Genomic DNA, 18,038 nt, shown 5'->3' with positions numbered 1-18,038 from the left:
ACCGGGTCGGACGTTCTTACGATCCGGTCATATTTCACCCAGAGACCTCCAAGTTTGGGTTGCTAGTTTCAGTGCGCATGACCAAGACCCTCTCCCCGGCCCCGCACGACGTGCGGGCCGGGCAGCCGCGCCCGGTGCCTCCGCCCCGCCCCCGCGTGACGGGCTGGTCGAGACTCCGGTGGCTGGCCTGGCCGCTCTATCTGACGTGCCTCCTCTGGTTCCTGCGCACCGAGGGCATCCCCGCGGCCAACGACGTGCTGTTCCTCTGGCTGATCGCCGCCCTGCTGACCGGCGCCGTGCACAGCGGGCACGGCCCCCGCGGCTTCCTCCTGGTCCTGCGCGACTGGGTCCCGGTGATGGCCGTGGTGTGGACGTACTCGCTGCTGCGCGGCTACGGCGCGCACACCCCGTGGGCCCCGCACTGGCTGCCGCAGCTGCGCTTCGACGAGGTGCTCGGCTTCGGCGAGACCTGGACCGTCCGGCTCCAGCACGCCCTCTACACCGCCGGCTCGCCGCACTGGTACGACTACGCCGCGGTGGCCGTCTACCTCTCGCACTTCTTCGTCGTCTTCCTGCTGCTCGCGGTGCTCTGGCGGCGCGCCCACCACCGCTTCCGCCAGCTGCTCGCCGCCTACCTGACGCTCACCTTCGCGGGCTTCGCCACCTACCTCCTCTACCCGGCCGACCCGCCGTGGCTGGTCGCCCAGGAGGGCAACCTGCCGCACCTGTCCCGGGTGGTCTGGGAGGTGATCTCGGTGAGCGGGCTGCCGCAGGCCGACTCGCTGCTGGAGAACGGCAGTCAGTTCGCCAACGACGTCGCCGCGATGCCCTCGCTGCACTCCGCCTACCCGGCGATGCTGCTGTTCTTCTTCTGGCCCACCGCCAAGCGCTGGCTGCGGGCGGTGCTGGTCGCCTACCCGCTCGCGATGACCTTCACCCTGGTGTACGGCGCGGAGCACTTCATCATCGACGTCTTCGTCGGCTGGGCGTACGCGGCCGCGGTGGTGTTCGGCCTGCGCCGGCTGCGCGACCGCCTGGCGACCAGGGCTTCGGCCCCGGTCGCGGTCCGTCCGGAGGCCACGGCCGAGGGCGCCGCCCAGGCCCCGGTCCGTACGGAGGCAACGGCCGAGGACGCGACCAAGGCCCCGGCCAAGGGCACGGCCCGGACGGAGGCCCCCGCCAAGGGCACGGCAGACTTGGCCGGGTGAATCCGAGCGCACCGATGAAGCCCACCGCCGAGCAGCTGCTGGCCGCCAAGGACAGCACCATCCCGGACGTCTCCGGACCCGGGCTGCGGGTGCTGTTCTGCGGCATCAACCCGGGCCTGTGGTCCGGTGCCACCGGCCACCACTTCGCCCGCCCGGGCAACCGCTTCTGGCCCGCCCTGCACCGCTCCGGCTTCACCGGGCGCCAGTACCGCCCGGACGAGCAGCGGGAGTTGCTCGCGCTCGGGCTGGGCATCACCAACGTCGCCCCGCGCGCCACCGCCAAGGCGGACGAGCTGACCGCCGAGGAGCTGCGCGAGGGCGGCGCCGCGCTGCGCGAGCGGGTGCTGCGGCTGCGCCCGCGCGTCCTGGCCGTGCTCGGCATCGGCGCCTACCGGACGGCCTTCGGGCAGCGCCGGGCCCCGCTCGGGCGGCAGCCGGAGGGCATCGGCGACACCGAGGTGTGGGTGCTGCCGAACCCCAGTGGCCTCAACGCCCACTACACCCTGGACGGGCTGGCCGAGGAGTTCCGCAGGCTCCGGGAGGCCGTCGGGGGCTGAGAGGCCGTCGGGGACTGAGCGGCCGCCGGGGCCGGGGCCGTCACCGGGGTCCGGGTAGCCGTCGCGGCCGACCCTGCCGCCGAGGGCCGGGCCGCCACCAGCCCGGCCGGCAGCGGCAGTTCGCGCAGTTCGCGGATCAGCGCCCGGACGGCGGGCGTCCCGGCCAGCTCGGGCGTGGTGACGTACCCGACGGAGCGGCTGGGCGGCCGCGGCCCGAGGTCGGTGACGGCGAGGCCGGGCGGGGCGCCGAGCAGGGTGGTCCGGGGCATGATCGCCATGCCGAGGCCCTGGGCGACCAGCGAGACGGCCACCGTGTCGTCCTCCACGTCCACGGTCGCGGGCGGGATCCAGTCCTGCCGCTGCCACCAGTCCCGGGTGTACGAGCCGCAGTTCTCGTCCCAGTCGACCAACGGGAGCTCGCGCGGCGCCGGGTGGCCCTGCGGGTGCGCGAGCGCGTACGACTCCTCGTACAGTCGCACCGCGACCAGGCCCGGGACGGGCGGCGGGCCGCCCGCGTCGAGCGTCGCCAGCCCGAGGTCGGCGCGCCCGTCGGCGACCTCCCCGGCGCTGCCCCGGCCGAGTTCCCGGACGATCCGGACGCGGGTGCCGAGCCCGGGGTGGCGCTCGGCGAGCCGGGCCAGGACGGGCGGCAGCAGGTGGGCGGCGGCGCTGCGGAAGGCGGCGATCCGCAGGGTGCCGGTCAGCGGCCCGTCGGCTCCCGCGCCACGCACCTCGGGGCCCATCGCGTCCAGCAGCCGCAGGATCCGGCGGGCGTACGCCACCGCCCGCGCGCCGCCCTCGGTGGGGCGTGCGCCGTGGCGCCCGCGGTCGAAGAGCACCGTGCCCAGCTTCCGCTCGCAGGCGCGGACGGCGTGCGAGACGGCGGACTGGGTGGTGCCCAGGCGTGCGGCGGCCGCCGTGAAGCTCCGCTCCTCCTCGACGGCGACCAGGGTCCGCAGCTCGTGCGGGGCGAGATCGGTCATGCGCCCGAATCTAGTCCGTGGGCCCGCGATCCATCGATCCCGCTCATGGACGGGCCCGTTCCATCGACCGCCACCCCTGCCCGACCGCTCCCGGGCTTCCTACGGTGATCACGTCCCGCCCGCCCCCCGCGCACCTGGAGCAGCCCCGATGTCCCGTCCCACCGCCCGCGCCGTCCACCTGGTCGCCCGCCCCGACGGCGCGCCGACCGCCGCGGACTTCGCCTTCGTCGACGAGACCGTCCCGGCCCTCGCGGCGGGCGAGGCCCTCGTCGAGAACCTCTACCAGTCCGTCGACCCGTACATGCGCGAGGAGATGGAGGAGGGCGGCTGGGCGCTGCACGCCCCGCTGGAGGGCCGCACCCTCGGCCGGGTGGTGGAGTCCCGGGCCGACGCCCTGCCGGTCGGGGCGCTGGTCCAGCACCGCCAGGCCTGGCGCACCCTCTCGGTGGTCACCGCCGAACGGGCGAGCCTGCTCCCCGACCTCGCCGGCGTCCCGCTCAGCGCCCACCTGTCGGTGCTCGGCGGCACCGGCCTGTCCGCCTGGGTCGCGCTGACCAGGATCGCCCGGCTCCAGCCCGGCGAGACGCTCTTCGTCTCGGCGGCCGCGGGCGGCGTCGGCACCGCCACCGGACAGCTCGCCCGCCTGCTCGGCGCCGGACGGATCGTCGGCAGCACCGGCTCCGCCGCCAAGGCCGCCCGCCTCACCGAGCGGCTCGGCTTCGACGCCGCCTTCGACTACCACGACGGCCCGATCGCGGACCGGCTGCGCGAGGCCGCTCCGGAGGGGCTGCACGTCTACCTGGACAACGTCGGCGGCGACCACCTGGAGGCCGCCATCGGCGCCCTGCGCGAGCGCGGCCGGATCGCCTGGTGCGGCGCGGTCGCCCAGTACAACCGGCTCGGGAACCCGCCGGCCGCGCCGCGCAACCTGTTCGACGTGGTCGGGAAGAGCCTGCGGCTGGAGGGCTTCCTGGTCCGCGACCACCTCGACGCCCGGCCGGAGCTGTACGACTTCCTCGTCCCGCACCTGCGCTCGGGCGCCGTCGTCCCGGACGAGACCGTCGTGGACGGCTTCGACCGGGTGGTGGACGCCTTCCTCGGCATGCTGCGCGGCGAGAACACCGGCAAGATGCTGGTCCGGATCGCCGACTGACGACTCCGCCGCCCCCGCCGCGACCGGCCACCCCATGCCCCCGCCACGACCGGCCACCCCGTGCCCCCGCCACGACGGACCACCGCGTGCCTCCGCCCCGGCGGCGCTCACCCGGGCCACGGCGGCACTCACCCGGGCCACGGCAGCACGGCCAGGTCGAGCGCGGCGAGCCGGGCCGGGTCGGCCACCACCTCGTAGCCGGCCACCAGGCCGTCCGCGACCGCCATCCGCAGCACCAGCCGCAGCCGCCCGTCCGGGGCGATCAGGATCCCGGGCACCCCGTCCACCAGGGCCACCGCACCGTAGCGGGCCCGGCGGCCGAACACCGTGGTCTCCCGGGCGACGGCCGTCGCGCCCCGGGCCACCAGGGCCCGGCCCGGTGGCAGCGCCGCGGGATCGGCCCGGCGCACCACGTCCGGCGCCAGGACGGCCAGCAGGTCGGCCAGGTCCCCGCCCCGGGCGGCGGCCAGGAAGGCCTCCACCACCCGCCGGTGCCCGGCCAGCGGCTCCGGGGGCAGCGCCGCCGTCCCGCGGACCCGCTGCCGGGCCCGGCTGGCCAGCTTCTTCGCGGCCACCGGGGTCCGCCCGACGATCGGCGCGATCTGGTCGAAGGGCACCGCGAAGCCGTCGTGCAGCACGAAGGCGACCCGCTCGGCCGGGCCCAGCCGGTCCAGCACCACGAGCAGTGCCCGGCCCACCGACTCGACCAGCAGCGCCTCCCGCTCCGGCTCCGGGCCGCCGCCCGCCGCCTCCGGCAGCGCCTCGTCGGCCGGCTCCTCGCGGCGCGCGGCGCGGGCCCGCAGCAGGTCCAGGCAGATCCGGGAGACCACCGTGGTCAGCCAGCCGGGCAGGTTGTCGATCTCCGCGGGGCCGGTGCGGACCAGCCGCAGCCAGGCCTCCTGCACGGCGTCCTCGGCCTCACCGGTCGAGCCGAGCATCCGCTGGGCGATCGCCCGCAGCCGGCCGCGCTCGGCCTCGAAGCGCTCCTCCGGCGCCTCGGCCCGCCACCCCGGAGCCGCTGCCGCCCCGGCCGCCGCTCCCGACATCGCGTCCCGGTCCATCGGTCACCTTTCCTCGGCGCGGCCCGTCACCGCTATGACGATCCGTCCCCCTCCGAGGTGACCGGGAGACCACCATGACCTCCACCACGCTGCTCCACCTGGACTCCAGCATCAGCCCGTCCGGCTCGGTCAGCCGCGCCCTGACCGCCCGCTTCGCCGACGCCTGGCACGCCCGGCACGGCACCGCCGGACAGCACCGGTGCCGGTACCGCGACCTCGCCGCCGACCCGGTCCCCCCGGTGCGCGCCGCCTACGACGCCCTCGGCCGCCGCACCGAGCGCAAGGGGATACTCCCGCTGGACGACATCGGCCGCCTCTCCGAAGGACCGGACGAGGCGCACGAGTGGGCGCTCAGCCGCCCGCTGATCGAGGAGCTGCGGGCCGCCGACACCCTGCTGGTCGGCAGCCCGATGTACAACTACACCGTCTCGGCCGGCCTCAAGGCGTGGATCGACCGGGTCACCTTCCCCGGCGTCCACCACGACCCGGAGACCGGCGAGCCGCTGCTGCGCGACACCCGGGTGGTGGTCGTCGCCGTCCGCGGCGGCGGCTACGCGCCGGGCACCCCGCGCGCCCACTGCGACTTCCAGGTCCCGTACCTGCGGGCGTACTTCGACCGGATCGGGATCGCGCCGGAGCACCTGCACGTGGTCACCGCCGAGCTCACCAGGGCCGCGGACATCCCGGCGCTGAACGCCCTCCAGCCGCTCGCCGCCGAGTCGCTGGCGGCGGCCGAGGCCGCCCTCGACGAGCTGGCCGCGACGCTCTGAGCCGTACGCCCGGGCCGCGACACCCAGGCTCGTACGGCCGGGCCGCGACGCCCAGGCTCGTACGGCCGGGCACGTACGCCCGGGCCGCGACGCCCAGGCATGAACGCCCGGGCACGTACGCCCCGGCAGCCGCTACAGCGGGGTGACGGCCTTGAGCACCACCAGCAGGGCCACGGCCGCGTTGAGCGCGCACAGCGCCGACACCGCCGTACCGATCGCCGCGACCATCGCCGCCAGGCCCGCCGGGGTCTTGGCCGGCGGCCAGTTGCGGGAGGTCGGCACCGGGCCGAGCAGCGCGGCGACCCGGCGCGGCACCGGGCCGGCGGCGGCCGTCGCGGCCGGGGTGGCGAAGGCCGCGAAACCGGGGGCCGGGGCGGCGTGCGAGACCAGCGCCGCCCGGGCCACCGCCCGCGCGGTGATCCGGCGGTCCCCCACGGCCTGCGCCGACTCCTCGTCCGCCCACCGCTCCGCGCTGTACGCCACCGCGTGCTGCAGCGGCCGCAGGAACGGGTTGACGCAGGCGGCGAGCTGGGTGGTCAGCAGGTACCGGTGGTGCCGGTGGCGCAGGTGCGCCCGCTCGTGCGCGAGCAGCGCCTCGCGCTCGTCGGCGGCCAGGCCGGCCAGCATCCCGGTGGAGACCACCACCCGGCCGGGCGAGCCGGGCAGCGCGTAGGCGTACGGACTCCGGTCCGGCAGCACCGCGAGGTCGCCGGACCCGCCCGGCCCGGCGGGCAGCCCGCTCAGCGCCCGACGGGCCCGGTTCCGCACCCGCAGGTGCCGGACGACCGTCCGGGCGCAGGCCAGGACCACCAGGGCCAGCAGCCACATCGCGGCCGTGCCGACCGTCTCGTGGTACGGCAGCGCGGCCCGCACCTCCGGGTCGGACCAGCTGTCCGGCAGCGGGTTGCCGGGGATCTGCGCGGTGCCCACCACGCCGATCAGTCCGAGGCAGAGCACGCTGCACACCGCCATCACCGCGCTGATCACGGTCATCAGCCGGGCGGCGCCGCGCGGATGCAGGTGCTGCTCGGTCAGGCGCGCGATCGGGACCGCGGTGAGCGGCAGGACGAGCGGGAGGAAGACGAAGAAGCCCACGGGTCAGCTCTCACGGTCGGGCGCCGCCGGATCGGCGGACGCGGCGTCCAGCAGCGCCCGCAGCAGCTCCTCGTCGTGCGGCAGCAGCGCGCTGACGAAGCTGGCCAGGACCGCGTCCCGGTCGGCCTCCCCGTCGAGCATCCGGCGCATCCGCAGCGCGGCCAGCCCGGCGGCGTCCGCGGAGGCCTGCCACAGGTAGGAACGGCCGGAGCGGGTCCGGGTCACGGCGTTCTTGGCGTGCAGCCGGGACAGGATGGTCATCACCGTGGTGTACGCCAGGTCGCCCTCCAGGCGTTCCTGGACCCACCCCGCGGCGGCCGGGCCGGGCGCCTGCTGGAGCACCGCGAGCACCTGCGCCTCCAGCTCGCCCTGGCCTCGTCGTCGGGGCGGCGCGTCCCCGGCCGTCGGGGCGTGCCTCTGGTCTGCCATGACGGCCCACTCCCTCCGGATGCCGCGCCCGGACCGGCGGGCGCGGGTTCATCCTAACGAGCGCGGGGCCGCGCCGATCCGGTCGGAGCAAGGGTTCGGGGGCGTACGGCGCCGACCCCGCGGCGGCTCCGGGGCGGGCGCCTCCCGGTCGGGCGCACCCGCGGCCGGTCCGCCCACCGGGTCGGCTCCGGGCCCGCTGGGTCAGCCCCAGGCCCGCCGGGTCAGCTCCGGGCCCACCGGCTCAGCCCCAGGCCCACCGGGTCAGCTCCGGGCCCGCTGGGTCACCGCGATGCAGACCAGCACCACCACCGCGGTGACCGGCGCCGCGGCCGGCAGGTGCTCGCCGAGCAGCAGCACCGACCAGACCAGCGTCAGCAGCGGCTGCGCGAGCTGGAGCTGACTGGCCCTCGGCACCCCGATCGCGGCCATCCCCCGGTACCAGAGCACGAGCCCGCCGAGCTGCGAGACCGCCGCCGTGTACGCCAGCCCGGCCAGCGCCTTCGCCCCGAGCCGGACCGGCTCGGCGCCCAGCCCGAGCACGGCGGTCAGCAGCGTCGCGGGCAGCGCGACCAGCACCGCCCAGGCGATCACCTGCCCGCCCGGCAGGTCCCGGGAGAGCCGCCCGCCCTCGGCGTACCCGGCGGCGCAGAGCAGCACCGCCACGAAGAGGTAGAGGTCGGCGGCGGTCGGCCGGCCGTGGCTCTGGACCAGGGTGAAGGCGAGCACGGCCGCGGCCCCGGCGATCGCCGCCGCCCAGAACGCCCCGGACGGCCGGCGGCCGGTGCGCAGCGCCGAGACCACCGCCGTGGCCAGCGGCAGCACGCCGATGACCACCGCCGAGTGGGCGGTCGAGGAGGTGCGCAGGGCGAGCGTGGTGAGCAGCGGGAAGCCGAGGACGCAGCCGGCCGAGACCACCAGCAGCCCGGGCCACTGCCCCCGCCGCGGCAGCCGGGCGCGGACGGCCGCCAGGTAGAGCACGGCCAGCAGGGCCGCCAGGACGCCGCGCAGACCGGTCGCGGTCCACGGGCCGAAGCCGGTCAGGGCCCACGCGGTGGCGGGGAAGGTGAGCGAGAAGGAGGCCACCCCGAGGGCCGCGAGGGCGGTGCCGGAGGCGGGGGCCTGGCGAGGTGCTATCGCGTTCGGGCGGATAGCGCTATCTTGTGCCGTCATGAACGAGCGTAGCAGCGTGACCGAACTCGCCGACATCCTGCGGCGGGAAGTGGAGCGCTACCCGGAGGGCCGGAAGCTTCCCGCCAGCCGGGCGCTGGTGGAGCGCCACCAGGTCAGCCCGGTGACGGTCTCCCGGGCCATCGCGGTGCTCGTCGCCGAGGGGCTCGTGGTCTCCCGGCCAGGCGCCGGGGTGTTCCGGGCGGCCGCCTTCGCCGCGGCCCCGGCCGTCCCCGCCCCGCCGGCCGGCCGTACCGGCGACCTCTCCTGGCAGGAGATCGCGCTCAGCGCCGACTCCGGCCCGCGCGACCTGCTCGCCGCCCCGGTGTTCGACACCCTCCGGGTGCCCCCGCCCGACGTCATCGACCTCAACAGCGGCTACCCGCACGCCTCGCTGCTGCCCGAACGGCTGCTCGCCGCCGTCCTCGCCCGGGCCGGCCGGCGGCCGGGCGCCTGGGACCGCCCGCCCACCGACGGGCTGACCGAACTGCGCGGCTGGTTCGCCCGCGACATCGGCGGCCACGGCGGGCCGATCGGCGCCGGGGACGTCCTGATCACCGCCGGCGGGCAGAGCGGGCTGACCGTCGCCATGCGGGCGCTCGCCGCGCCCGGCTCGCCGGTGCTGGTGGAGTCGCCGACGTACTCGGGCATCCTGGCGGTCGTCCGGGCGGCCGGGCTGCGGCCCGTCCCCGTACCGGTCGACGCCGACGGCGTGCGCACCGACCTGCTGGCGGAGGCCTTCGCGGCCACCCGGGCCCGGGTCTTCCTCTGCCAGCCGCTGTTCCAGAACCCCACCGGCGCGGTGCTGTCGCCCGCACGGCGGGAGGAGGTGCTGCGGATCTCCCGGGCGGCCGGGGCCTTCGTGGTCGAGGACGACTTCGCCCGGCTGCTGGTCCACGCGGACGCCCCCGCGCTGCCGCGCCCGCTCGCCGCCGACGACCGGGACGGGGTCGTGGTGCACCTGCGCTCGCTCACCAAGGCGGCCTCCCCCAACCTGCGGGTCGGCGCCCTCACCGCGCGCGGCCCGGCACTGGCCCGGCTGCGGGCCACCCAGGTGGTGGACAGCTTCTTCGTGCCCCGGCCGCTCCAGGAGGCCACCCTGGAACTGGTCTCCGACCCCGCCTGGGCCCGCCACCTGCGCACCCTCGGCGCCGAACTGCGCGACCGCCGCACCGCCGCCGTCGCCGCCCTGCACCGCGAGCTGCCCGGCGTCGTCGGCACCCACCGCCCCGGCGGCTACCACCTGTGGCTGCGCTTCCCCGACGGCGTCGACGACACCACCCTCGCCAGGGCCGCCCTGCGCGCCGGCGTCCAGCTCTCCCCCGGCCGCCCGTACCACCCCGCCGAGCCCCCGGCCCCCCACCTCCGCCTCAGCTACGCCGCCGCCGAGAGCCCCGCCCAGGTCGCCGAGGGCGTCCACCGCCTGCGGCTCGCGTACGAGGAACTCGCGGACTGACGCCCGGCCCGTACGGGCGCCGCTACGCCCGGCCGCCCGCCATCCGCTCCAGGCGGGCGATCCGCTCGGCCATCGGCGGGTGGGTCGAGAAGAGCCGTGCACCGGCCTCGCCGGGCCGGAACGGGCTGGCGATCATCATGTGGCTCGCGGTCTGGAGCTGCGGCTCGGGCGGCAGGGGCAGCTGACGGGTGCCCGCGTCGAGCTTGCGCAGGGCGTTCGCGAGGGCGAGCGGGTCACCGGTGATCCGGGCGCCGTCGGCGTCGGCCTGGTACTCGCGGGAACGGCTGACCGCCATCTGGATCAACCCGGCCGCCAGCGGGCCGAGGATCATGATGGCGAGCATCCCGAACAGCCCCGGGCCGTCGTCGTCGTCGCTGCGCCCGAACGGCACCAGCCAGGCGAAGTTCACCAGGAACATCACCACCGAGGCGAGCGCCCCGGCCACCGAGGAGATCAGGATGTCCCGGTTGTAGACGTGGCTCAGCTCGTGCCCGAGCACGCCCCGCAGCTCGCGTTCGTCCAGGATCCCCAGGATGCCCTCGGTGCAGCAGACCGCCGCGTTGCGCGGGTTGCGGCCGGTGGCGAAGGCGTTCGGGGCCGGGGTCGGGGAGATGTAGAGGCGGGGCATCGGCTGGCGGGCGGAGGTGGAGAGCTCACGGACGATCCGGTACAGCCCGGGCGCCTCGAACTCGCTGACCGGCCGGGCCCGCATGGCCCGCAGCGCGATCTTGTCGCTGTTCCAGTAGGCGTAGGCGTTGGTCCCGAGGGCGACCAGCAGGGCGATCACGAAGCCGGTGCGGCCGAAGAGGCCGCCGATCACCAGGATCAGCGCCGAGAGGCCTCCGAGCAGGACGGCGGTCCTCAGTCCGTTGTGCCGGCTGTGCACGTCAGGCCCTCCAATGGTGCGGTGGGGAAGCCCTTTCTGCCTCGTCCCTCTTGCCCGGTCAACGGGCGGGGCCGGGGACCTTGTTCCCTTTTGACTGCTCACCCGGTCGGAGCCCGAAGGTTCCGGCTCCTCACCGTGTGATTCCTGACTCAGGCAGCCCGGCTGCGCTGCGAGCAGCCGGGTCCTACGCCGTCGACACCAGCCGGGGCCAGACCTGCCCGGACGAGCATCACGCGGGCGGAGTTCTTGTCGCGTGGCGACGAGGTCCCGCATGCGGTGCACGAGTACGTGCGCAACCCCAGCGGCAATGCGTGCTTGGCTCTCGCTCCGCAGTGCGCGCAGTCCATCGTGGTGTGCGCGGGATGGATCAGGTGCACGGTTCGTACGTGCTTCCGGCTCATCTCGATCAGGGCTGCTTTTGTTGCGCCGATGGCGGCGTCAGCGGCCTTCCTCGCCAGGGTGGAGCCGGCGAGGAACGTGCTCCGGAAATCCTCGACCGCGATCTCGTCGTGGTCCCGGACGACCGATTTGGCCCACTTGCGGGCGGTGTCCTGCCGCTGCCGGGCAACCTTCTTGTGCAGCCTCGCCGCCTGCCGCTTCGCGTTTCGGTACCCCTTGGACGGTGCCTGGCCCTTCCCCGGCTTTCGGCGGGCCATGCGGCGCTGGTATCCGGCCAGGTCTCTCGCGGCCTTCCTGCCGTACCCGGAATGGGGAAGGTCGTGGTCGTCGCTCGTGGTCGTCGCGATGTCTCTCACCCCCCAGTCGATGCCGATCACGCGACCGGTCGCCGGCAGCGGCTCCGGGCGCGAGGGAATGACGAAGGAGGCATACCAATGCCCGAGGCTGTCGCGGTGGACGCGCACGCTCGACGGGCGATCGGCCAGTTCACGCGACCACACCACGGTCAGCACGATTCCGCCCGCGAGGCACAAACGGCCTTCCTTCAGGCGAAAGCCGCGCACGGTGTAGTTGAGCGACGGCAGCGCCTCGTGCTTCTTCTTCGGTTTCGGCAACCCGGCACGCTGCCGAACCGGCAGCCCGGCCTTGATGTCTTTCAGCGCCTTCGCGCGAGACCTGGCGAAGTCCCGCACGGTCTGTTGCTGTGGTACCGACGCCCCCTCCCGCAGCCACACCACACCGGCGCGGGCTTCGGTCAGCATCCTGTCCAGGCGGGCCGGCCCACACCCCTCGGGGTCCTTCTCGCGGTGCGCCTTGCGGGAGCGGGCGACACATTCGTTCCACACCCAACGGCACCGGGACCATTCGGCCTCAAGCAGAGCGAGCGCCGCGGAGGACACGCGGAGACGGTAGGTGTACCGGGCAGGACCGGCACCCTCCGGCAGTGCAGGAGTGGCCATCACAGCAGCATCCCGTCGCACGTGAGACACGGATCACAGGGCGCGTACCAAGCTACGGGTCCCCACTGACATCAGGGCTCTCGACCAGACGCCACGGCTCAGAACAGCGAGCCGCCCGCCACCTGGAGGACCAGCTGCGGGGCCACCGAGAGGACCACGGCGGCCGAGGCGGTGAGCCCCAGCGTCGCGGTGAGGCTCAGCGGCAGGCGGTGCCCGGCGGCGGGCTCGCCGAGGGGCGCGTCGCCCGCGGGGGCGAACAGCCGGGCCGTCCAGAGCAGGTAGTAGTACAGGGCGACGACCACGTTGACGGCCATCACCACGGCCAGCCAGCCCAGCCCGGCGTCGACCGCCGCGCGGAACACCACGACCTTGCCGAACAGGCCGACCACGCCCGGCGGCAGCCCGGCCAGGCAGAGCAGGAAGAAGGCGAGCGCCAGCGCCGTCCAGCGGTTGCGGGCGAACAGGCCGCGGAAGTCGTCCACGCTCGTCCCGGCCCGGCGGCCGACGGCGGCGACCACCCCGAAGGCGCCGAGGTTCACCACGCCGTAGATCAGGGCGTACGCGGCGGTGGCGCCGAGCGGGTCGACGCCGGTGGGCGCGTAGCCGGCCGCGGCGAGCGGCACCAGCAGGTACCCGGCCTGGCCGACCGAGGACCAGGCGAGCAGTCGCACCGCGCTGTAGCGGGTGTCGAAGCGCTGTCGCAGCGCGCCGACGTTGCCGACGGTCATGGTGACGGCGGCCAGCACCGCGAGCACCAGGCCCCAGGTGTGGGCGTACGGGCGGAAGGCGACGGTGGTGGCGAGCGCGAGCCCGGACAGGCCGGCCGCCTTGCCGACCACCGAGAGGTAGCCGGCCACCGGCAGCGGGGCGCCGGTGTAGGTGTCGGGCACCCAGAAGTGGAACGGGACGGCGGCGACCTTGAAGGCGAAGCCGACCAGGGTCAGCACCGCGCCCGCCTCGGCCAGCGGCCTGAGCTGTCCGGGGGCGTGCTCCAGGCCCTGGGCGACGGCACCGAGGTGCAGGCTGCCGCTCGCCGCGTAGACGAAGCCGACGCCGAGCAGCATCACGGCGGTCGCGGTCACCGAGGAGACGAAGAACTTGAACGCGGCCTCGGCGCCCCGGCCGTCCCGGCGCAGCGCGACCAGGGCGAAGGCGGGCAGCGAGGCGACCTCCAGGGCGATCACCATGGTGGCGAGGTCCCGGGAGGCGGGCAGCAGGGCGGCGCCGGTGGCGCTGGAGAGCAGCAGGAACCAGTACTCGCCGCGCGGCAGCTTCTCGTCCTCCACGGTGTGCGCCGACAGCAGCGCCGCGATCAGCGCGCCGCCGAGGGCGAGCAGCTGGAACACCAGGGCGAAGTGGTCGGCGACGTACGAGCAGCCGCCGTTGTCAGACCCCCCTGCTACGTTCTGTACGCAGAAGGTGGCGCGGGGTGACGATCCGGTGAGGGGAAGGAGCGCGATGAGGGCGAGGGCGAGTCCGGCCGCGGTGAGGCGGCCGAGCCACTTCTTGTGCCGCTCGGGCAGGAACAGGTCCGTGAGCAGCACGGCGAGGGCGGCCACGGCGGCGATCAGCGGGGGCGCGATCGCCACCCAGTCCACGGACTGGATCAGGCTGCCCGGGTTGGCTACGGCGAGGGAGGTCACAGTGTGCTGCCCCGTGGAGTGAGGTCCGAGTGCGGCGGTCTGGGCTGCGAGCACGGTCAGCCACCCCCGAGGAGGTGCTTGACGGCTGGGTCGGAGAGGCCGAGCAGCAGCGCGGGCCAGAGTCCGGCGAGCAGGGTGAGCGCGGCCAGCGGCGTCCAGCTGACGGCCTCGTACGGGCGCAGGTCGGCGAGCTCGGCGACCGGGGCGGGCTGCTCGGGGTCGCCCATGCAGACGCGCTTGACCACGATCAGGAGGTACGCGGCGGTGAGGAGGGTGCCGAGGCCGGCCAGGACCATGTAGGTGACGAACGCGGGGCGCGACAGGCCGTCGGCCGGGTCGAACGCGCCGAACATGGCGAGCAGCTCGCCCCAGAAGCCGGCCAGGCCGGGCAGCCCGAGGCTGGCGACGGCGGCGAAGGCGAGCAGCACGCCGAGCCGCGGGGCCCGGCCGTACAGGGCGGCGCCGGTGGTGCCGGCCAGGGTGTCGAGGTCGGCGGTGCCGTAGCGGTCCTTGAGCGCGCCGACGACGAAGAACAGCAGACCGGTGATCAGGCCGTGGGCGATGTTGGCGAACAGCGCGCCGTTGACGCCCACCGGGGTGAGGGAGGCGATGCCGAGCAGCACGAAGCCCATGTGGCCGACGGAGGAGTACGCGATCAGGCGCTTGAGGTCGCCCTTGGCGCCGGGGCGGGCCAGTGCCAGGCAGGCCAGTGAGCCGTAGACGATGCCGACGGCCGCGAAGGCTCCCAGGTAGGGGGCCAGGGTGGCGGCGCCGTCGGGCACGACCGGGAGGAGGACGCGGACCAGGCCGTAGGTGCCCATCTTCAGCAGCACGCCGGCGAGCAGCACCGAGCCCACCGTCGGGGCGGCGGTGTGCGCGTCGGGGAGCCAGCTGTGCAGCGGCCAGGCGGGGGCCTTGACCGCGAGGCCGACCAGGATCGCCAGCGCGGCGATCACCTGGGTGGTGTGGCTCAGGCCGCTGCCGTGCGCGGCGGCCAGGGCCTGCATGTCGAAGGTGCCGGCCTTGCTGCCGATCAGCAGGAAGCCGAGCAGCATCACGGCCGAGCCGAGCAGCGTGTAGAGGATGAAGCGGTTGGCGGACGGCACCTTCGCGCCGCTCCCCCAGCGGGCGATCAGGAAGTACATCGGGATCAGCACGATCTCGAAGGCCAGGAAGAAGAGCAGGAGGTCCAGGACGGCGAAGGTGGCGAGCATGCCGACTTCGAGCAGGAGGAACAGCCCGACGAAGGCCTGCGCCGAGGGCACGGTGTCCCCGTCCGGCAGCCGCTTCTCCGAGTACAGCGCGCAGAGGAAGGTGAGCAGCGCGGTCAGCACGATCAGCGGCAGCGAGACGCCGTCCACGCCGAGGTGGAGGCGCACGTGCAGGGCCGGGATCCAGGACACGTCGGTGGTGGCCTGCATCCGGGCGGGTTCGTCGTGGTCGAAGCCGGCCGCGAGGGCGACGGCGAGCAGGAGCACCGCGCCGGTGACGACGGTGTTCAGCCGCAGTGCCCGCCGGTCGGCCACGGCCCGGTCCGGCCCGAACACCGGCGCCAGGGTGAGTGCGGCACCGAGCAGCGGCAGCAGCAGGAGGGCGATGAGGACTGCGTTCATCGGGGGCTCCCAGCAGCGGTCGAGAGGACGGAGGTCGAGGACAGCAGCACCGGCTACACCGCCACCAGGACGGCCAGCAGGACGACGCCGGCCAGCAGGGCGCTGAGGTACGTCTGCGCGTTGCCGGTCTGCGCGAGCCGGACGGCCCGGCCGAGCAGGTTGGCGCCCGCTCCGCTGCCGCGCACGTAGGTCTCGACGACCTCACGGTCGAGGAAGCGGACCAGCCTGGCGGCGGCGCCCACCGGGCGGACGAACAGCGCGTGGTAGAGCCGGTCGACGCCGAAGCCGTGCCGGGCCGGGCCGAACAGCGGGCCGAGCAGGGTGCGCCCGGGGTCGGCGACGATCACCTCGGCGGCCGGGGCTCCGCCCTGCTCGGGCACCCTCCCCCAGCCTCCGGCCGGGGCCGGGCGGCCGGTGCCCAGTCGGGCGGTCGCCGAGCGCCAGGCGCCGTACGCGGCGATCACGCCGACCGCGGCGAGCCCGGTCCCGGTGACGGCGGTGACCGCGGAGGGCCGCAGCGAGCCGCCGTCCAGGAGCGCGGGCAGCCAGTCCGAGCGCAGGCCGACGATGCCGAAGCCCATGGTCGGCACGGCCAGCACCCACAGCGGCCAGCGCATCGCGGGCGGCTCGGCGGTGGCCGGGTCGGCCTCGTCGGGCTCGGGCGAGTACGGCGCGCCGGCCTCGTGGTCGGCCGGTGCCGGCACCGGGGCTGCAACCGCCCCGGCCTTCGGCACGGCGGCCCCGGCCGGGCTGTGGAACGCCAGCAGGAAGAGCCTGGTCGCGTACGCGGCGGTGAGCAGCGCGGTGAGCCCGGCGGAGATCAGCACGATCCACCCGGCCGCCTGCGGCACCGCCGAGGCCGGGCCGAGGCCGTTGGTCAGCGCCTCGCCGTTGGCGGCGTGCTCGGCGGCGGTCAGCACCGCCTCCTTGCTGAAGAAGCCGGAGAACGGCGGCAGCCCGACCAGGGCGACGAGCGCGATGCCCATCGTCCAGTAGGCGTCCGGCACCCGCTTGCGCAGGCCCGGCATGCGGGACATCGCGGAGATCGAGTTGGTGTGCGCGGCGTGGATCACCACACCGGCGGCCAGGAACAGCAGCGCCTTGAACGCGCCGTGGCTGACCAGGTGGAAGACCGAGGCCTCGCGGTCGCCGCTGGCCAGCGCGCCGGCCATGTAGCCGAGCTGGCCGACGGTGGAGTAGGCGAGCACCCGTTTGAGGTCGTCCTGGGCGAGCGCGCAGAGCGCCGAGCCGATCATCGTCACGGCGGCCATCACCGCGAGCACGACCAGCGCCGCGCCCGACAGCAGGAACACCGGCAGCAGCCGGGCGACCAGGTAGATGCCGGCCGCGACCATGGTGGCGGCGTGGATCAGCGCGGACACCGGGGTCGGGCCGGCCATCGCGTCCGGGAGCCAGGTGTGCAGCGGGAACTGGGCGCTCTTGCCGGCCACGCCGGCGAGCAGCAGCAGCGCGGTCAGCGTCGGGTGCCCGAGCCGGCCCTCCGTCGCGGCCGCCAGCACGTCCGGGACGCGGAAGCTGCCGGCGTCCGCGCCGAGCAGGAAGATCCCGAACAGGAACGGCACGTCACCGAGCTTGGTGACCAGGAAGGCCTTCAGCGAGGCCGAGCGGGCGTCCGCGGTCTCCCAGTGGTGGCCGATCAGGAAGTACGAGCACAGGCCCATGACCTCCCAGCCGACCAGCAGCACGATCAGGTCGCCCGAGTAGACCACCAGGAACATCGCCGCGGTGAACAGCGAGACCAGCGCCGCGTACGAGGGGTAGCGCGGGTCCTCCTTGAGGTACGCGGTCGAGTAGACCTGGACGCAGGTGGCGACCAGGCCGACCAGCACGGAGATCAGCGAGCTGAAGCCGTCCAGGTGGAGGCCGAGCGTGATGTCCGGGCCGCCGGTCGGGGTGAGCCGGGTGCCGGCGTCCAGGGTCCGGCCGGTGCCGAGCTGGAGGGCGACCACCAGGGCGAGCACCGCGGCGACGGCGACCGGGACGATCGCCAGCGGCCGGGCCAGCCCGGGTGCCTTCCTGCCGACGGCCAGGGTCGCGGCGGCGCCGAGCGCGGGCAGCGCGGGGACGAGTACGGGCAGGGCGAGGTTCATGCGGTGGCCTGGCCCTTCAGTGCCTCGGCTCCGGTCGGCGTCCCGGCGCCGACCGGCGTCTCCTCGACGGCGAGCGCCTCGCCCGGGTCGCCGAGCGCGGTGGCCCGGTCGATGTCCGCGGTGCCCCGGGCCCGGAACAGCAGCAGGACGATGGCGAGCCCCAGCCCGACCTCGGCGGCGGCGACGGTGATGGTGAACAGGGTGAGCGCCTGCCCGGCGTGCAGCGAGTCCCGCAGCCACGCGTCGAAGGCGACCAGGTTGAGGTTGACGGCGTTGAGCATCAGCTCGACGGACATCAGCACCAGGACGGCGTTGCGCCGGGCGAGCACGCCGTACACGCCGACGCTGAACAGCAGCGCGGCGAGGACGGCGGGGTAGGCGAGGTGCATCAGCTCTCCTCCGGCGCGGACGGCTCGGACGGCGCCGCAGGCGCGGACAACGCGGGCGAGGCAGCGGGGGCGCCCGCCGTCGGGCCGGCGGCCGCGTTCGCGGCGACCGTCCGGTTGGACCCGACCGGCCGCCCGGCCCGCAGCCGGCCCGCCCGGGGC

Annotated in this window: 16 protein-coding genes; 5 read left to right on the top strand and 11 right to left on the bottom strand. The window is 75.3% G+C overall.

Annotated features, from left to right (window positions below; all coding sequences use genetic code 11):
- Positions 1–77 precede the first annotated feature (77 nt).
- The gene (locus ACFU6K_RS03080) at positions 78–1,208 is read left to right on the top strand and encodes a phosphatase PAP2 family protein (protein WP_380660551.1); all 1,131 of its coding nucleotides are present in this window, start codon (positions 78–80) and stop codon (positions 1,206–1,208) included.
- A 14-nt stretch (positions 1,209–1,222) separates the two neighbouring features.
- On the top strand, positions 1,223–1,765 hold the full coding sequence (gene mug, locus ACFU6K_RS03075; RefSeq protein WP_380660564.1) for a G/U mismatch-specific DNA glycosylase: 543 nt from the start codon (positions 1,223–1,225) through the stop codon (positions 1,763–1,765).
- Here the strand turns inward: mug and ACFU6K_RS03070 are convergent.
- Positions 1,705–2,748, bottom strand: a complete 1,044-nt coding sequence (locus ACFU6K_RS03070; protein ID WP_380660550.1) for a LysR family transcriptional regulator — start codon at positions 2,746–2,748, stop codon at positions 1,705–1,707. The two genes, mug and ACFU6K_RS03070, sit on opposite strands and share 61 nt — an antisense overlap.
- 148 nt (positions 2,749–2,896) lie before the next feature.
- Here ACFU6K_RS03070 and ACFU6K_RS03065 point away from each other — a divergent pair, with 148 nt between their 5' ends.
- Positions 2,897–3,901, top strand: a complete 1,005-nt coding sequence (locus tag ACFU6K_RS03065; protein WP_380660549.1) for an NADP-dependent oxidoreductase — start codon at positions 2,897–2,899, stop codon at positions 3,899–3,901.
- 128 nt (positions 3,902–4,029) lie between these two features.
- On the opposite strand, the gene ACFU6K_RS03060 is transcribed toward ACFU6K_RS03065, so the two are convergent.
- The gene (locus ACFU6K_RS03060; protein ID WP_380660563.1) at positions 4,030–4,947 is read right to left on the bottom strand and encodes a sigma-70 family RNA polymerase sigma factor; all 918 of its coding nucleotides are present in this window, start codon (positions 4,945–4,947) and stop codon (positions 4,030–4,032) included.
- Positions 4,948–5,036: 89 nt separating this feature from the next.
- Here ACFU6K_RS03060 and ACFU6K_RS03055 point away from each other — a divergent pair, with 89 nt between their 5' ends.
- Entirely contained in the window at positions 5,037–5,732 is a 696-nt protein-coding gene (locus ACFU6K_RS03055; protein WP_380660548.1) for an NAD(P)H-dependent oxidoreductase, read from the top strand.
- A 132-nt stretch (positions 5,733–5,864) separates the two neighbouring features.
- On the opposite strand, the gene ACFU6K_RS03050 is transcribed toward ACFU6K_RS03055, so the two are convergent.
- The 3 genes from ACFU6K_RS03050 to ACFU6K_RS03040 all read right to left on the bottom strand — a co-directional run bounded on the left by ACFU6K_RS03050 (position 5,865) and on the right by ACFU6K_RS03040 (position 8,426).
- Complete coding sequence (locus tag ACFU6K_RS03050; protein WP_380660547.1) at positions 5,865–6,827, bottom strand: M48 family metalloprotease; 963 nt, start codon at positions 6,825–6,827, stop codon at positions 5,865–5,867.
- A gap of 3 nt (positions 6,828–6,830) precedes the next feature.
- Positions 6,831–7,256 (bottom strand): BlaI/MecI/CopY family transcriptional regulator, encoded by a 426-nt coding sequence (locus tag ACFU6K_RS03045; RefSeq protein ID WP_380660546.1) that lies wholly within the window; start codon positions 7,254–7,256, stop codon positions 6,831–6,833.
- Between the two features lie 261 nt (positions 7,257–7,517).
- Entirely contained in the window at positions 7,518–8,426 is a 909-nt protein-coding gene (locus tag ACFU6K_RS03040; protein WP_380660545.1) for a DMT family transporter, read from the bottom strand.
- On the opposite strand from ACFU6K_RS03040, the gene ACFU6K_RS03035 reads away from it, so the two are divergent.
- Complete coding sequence (locus ACFU6K_RS03035) at positions 8,425–9,879, top strand: PLP-dependent aminotransferase family protein (protein WP_380660544.1); 1,455 nt, start codon at positions 8,425–8,427, stop codon at positions 9,877–9,879. The genes ACFU6K_RS03040 and ACFU6K_RS03035 overlap by 2 nt on opposite strands.
- A 22-nt stretch (positions 9,880–9,901) precedes the next feature.
- Here the strand turns inward: ACFU6K_RS03035 and htpX are convergent, their stop codons facing one another.
- From htpX to nuoK, 6 genes are all read right to left on the bottom strand, one after another.
- A complete protein-coding gene (gene htpX / locus ACFU6K_RS03030; RefSeq protein ID WP_380660543.1) occupies positions 9,902–10,765 on the bottom strand; it encodes a zinc metalloprotease HtpX in 864 nt (287 codons plus the stop codon).
- A gap of 149 nt (positions 10,766–10,914) precedes the next feature.
- A complete protein-coding gene (locus ACFU6K_RS03025; RefSeq protein ID WP_380660542.1) occupies positions 10,915–12,123 on the bottom strand; it encodes an RNA-guided endonuclease InsQ/TnpB family protein in 1,209 nt (402 codons plus the stop codon).
- A 98-nt stretch (positions 12,124–12,221) separates the two neighbouring features.
- A complete protein-coding gene (locus ACFU6K_RS03020) occupies positions 12,222–13,766 on the bottom strand; it encodes an NADH-quinone oxidoreductase subunit N (RefSeq protein ID WP_380660540.1) in 1,545 nt (514 codons plus the stop codon).
- 56 nt (positions 13,767–13,822) lie between these two features.
- Complete coding sequence (locus tag ACFU6K_RS03015; protein ID WP_380660539.1) at positions 13,823–15,379, bottom strand: NuoM family protein; 1,557 nt, start codon at positions 15,377–15,379, stop codon at positions 13,823–13,825.
- Between the two features lie 53 nt (positions 15,380–15,432).
- Positions 15,433–17,490, bottom strand: coding sequence for an NADH-quinone oxidoreductase subunit L (locus tag ACFU6K_RS03010; protein ID WP_380660538.1), 2,058 nt, complete (start codon positions 17,488–17,490; stop codon positions 15,433–15,435).
- Positions 17,487–17,879, bottom strand: coding sequence for an NADH-quinone oxidoreductase subunit NuoK (gene nuoK, locus ACFU6K_RS03005; protein ID WP_380660537.1), 393 nt, complete (start codon positions 17,877–17,879; stop codon positions 17,487–17,489). Before nuoK ends, ACFU6K_RS03010 begins: the two co-directional genes overlap by 4 nt.
- Positions 17,880–18,038 lie beyond the last annotated feature (159 nt).

Origin of the sequence: Kitasatospora sp. NPDC057512 (genome assembly GCF_042802135.1) — a bacterium.
Classification (GTDB): Bacteria; Actinomycetota; Actinomycetes; order Streptomycetales; family Streptomycetaceae; genus Kitasatospora.
Note: the sequence above shows the minus strand (reverse complement) of the source record. Positions and strands in the feature narration are given on the sequence as shown.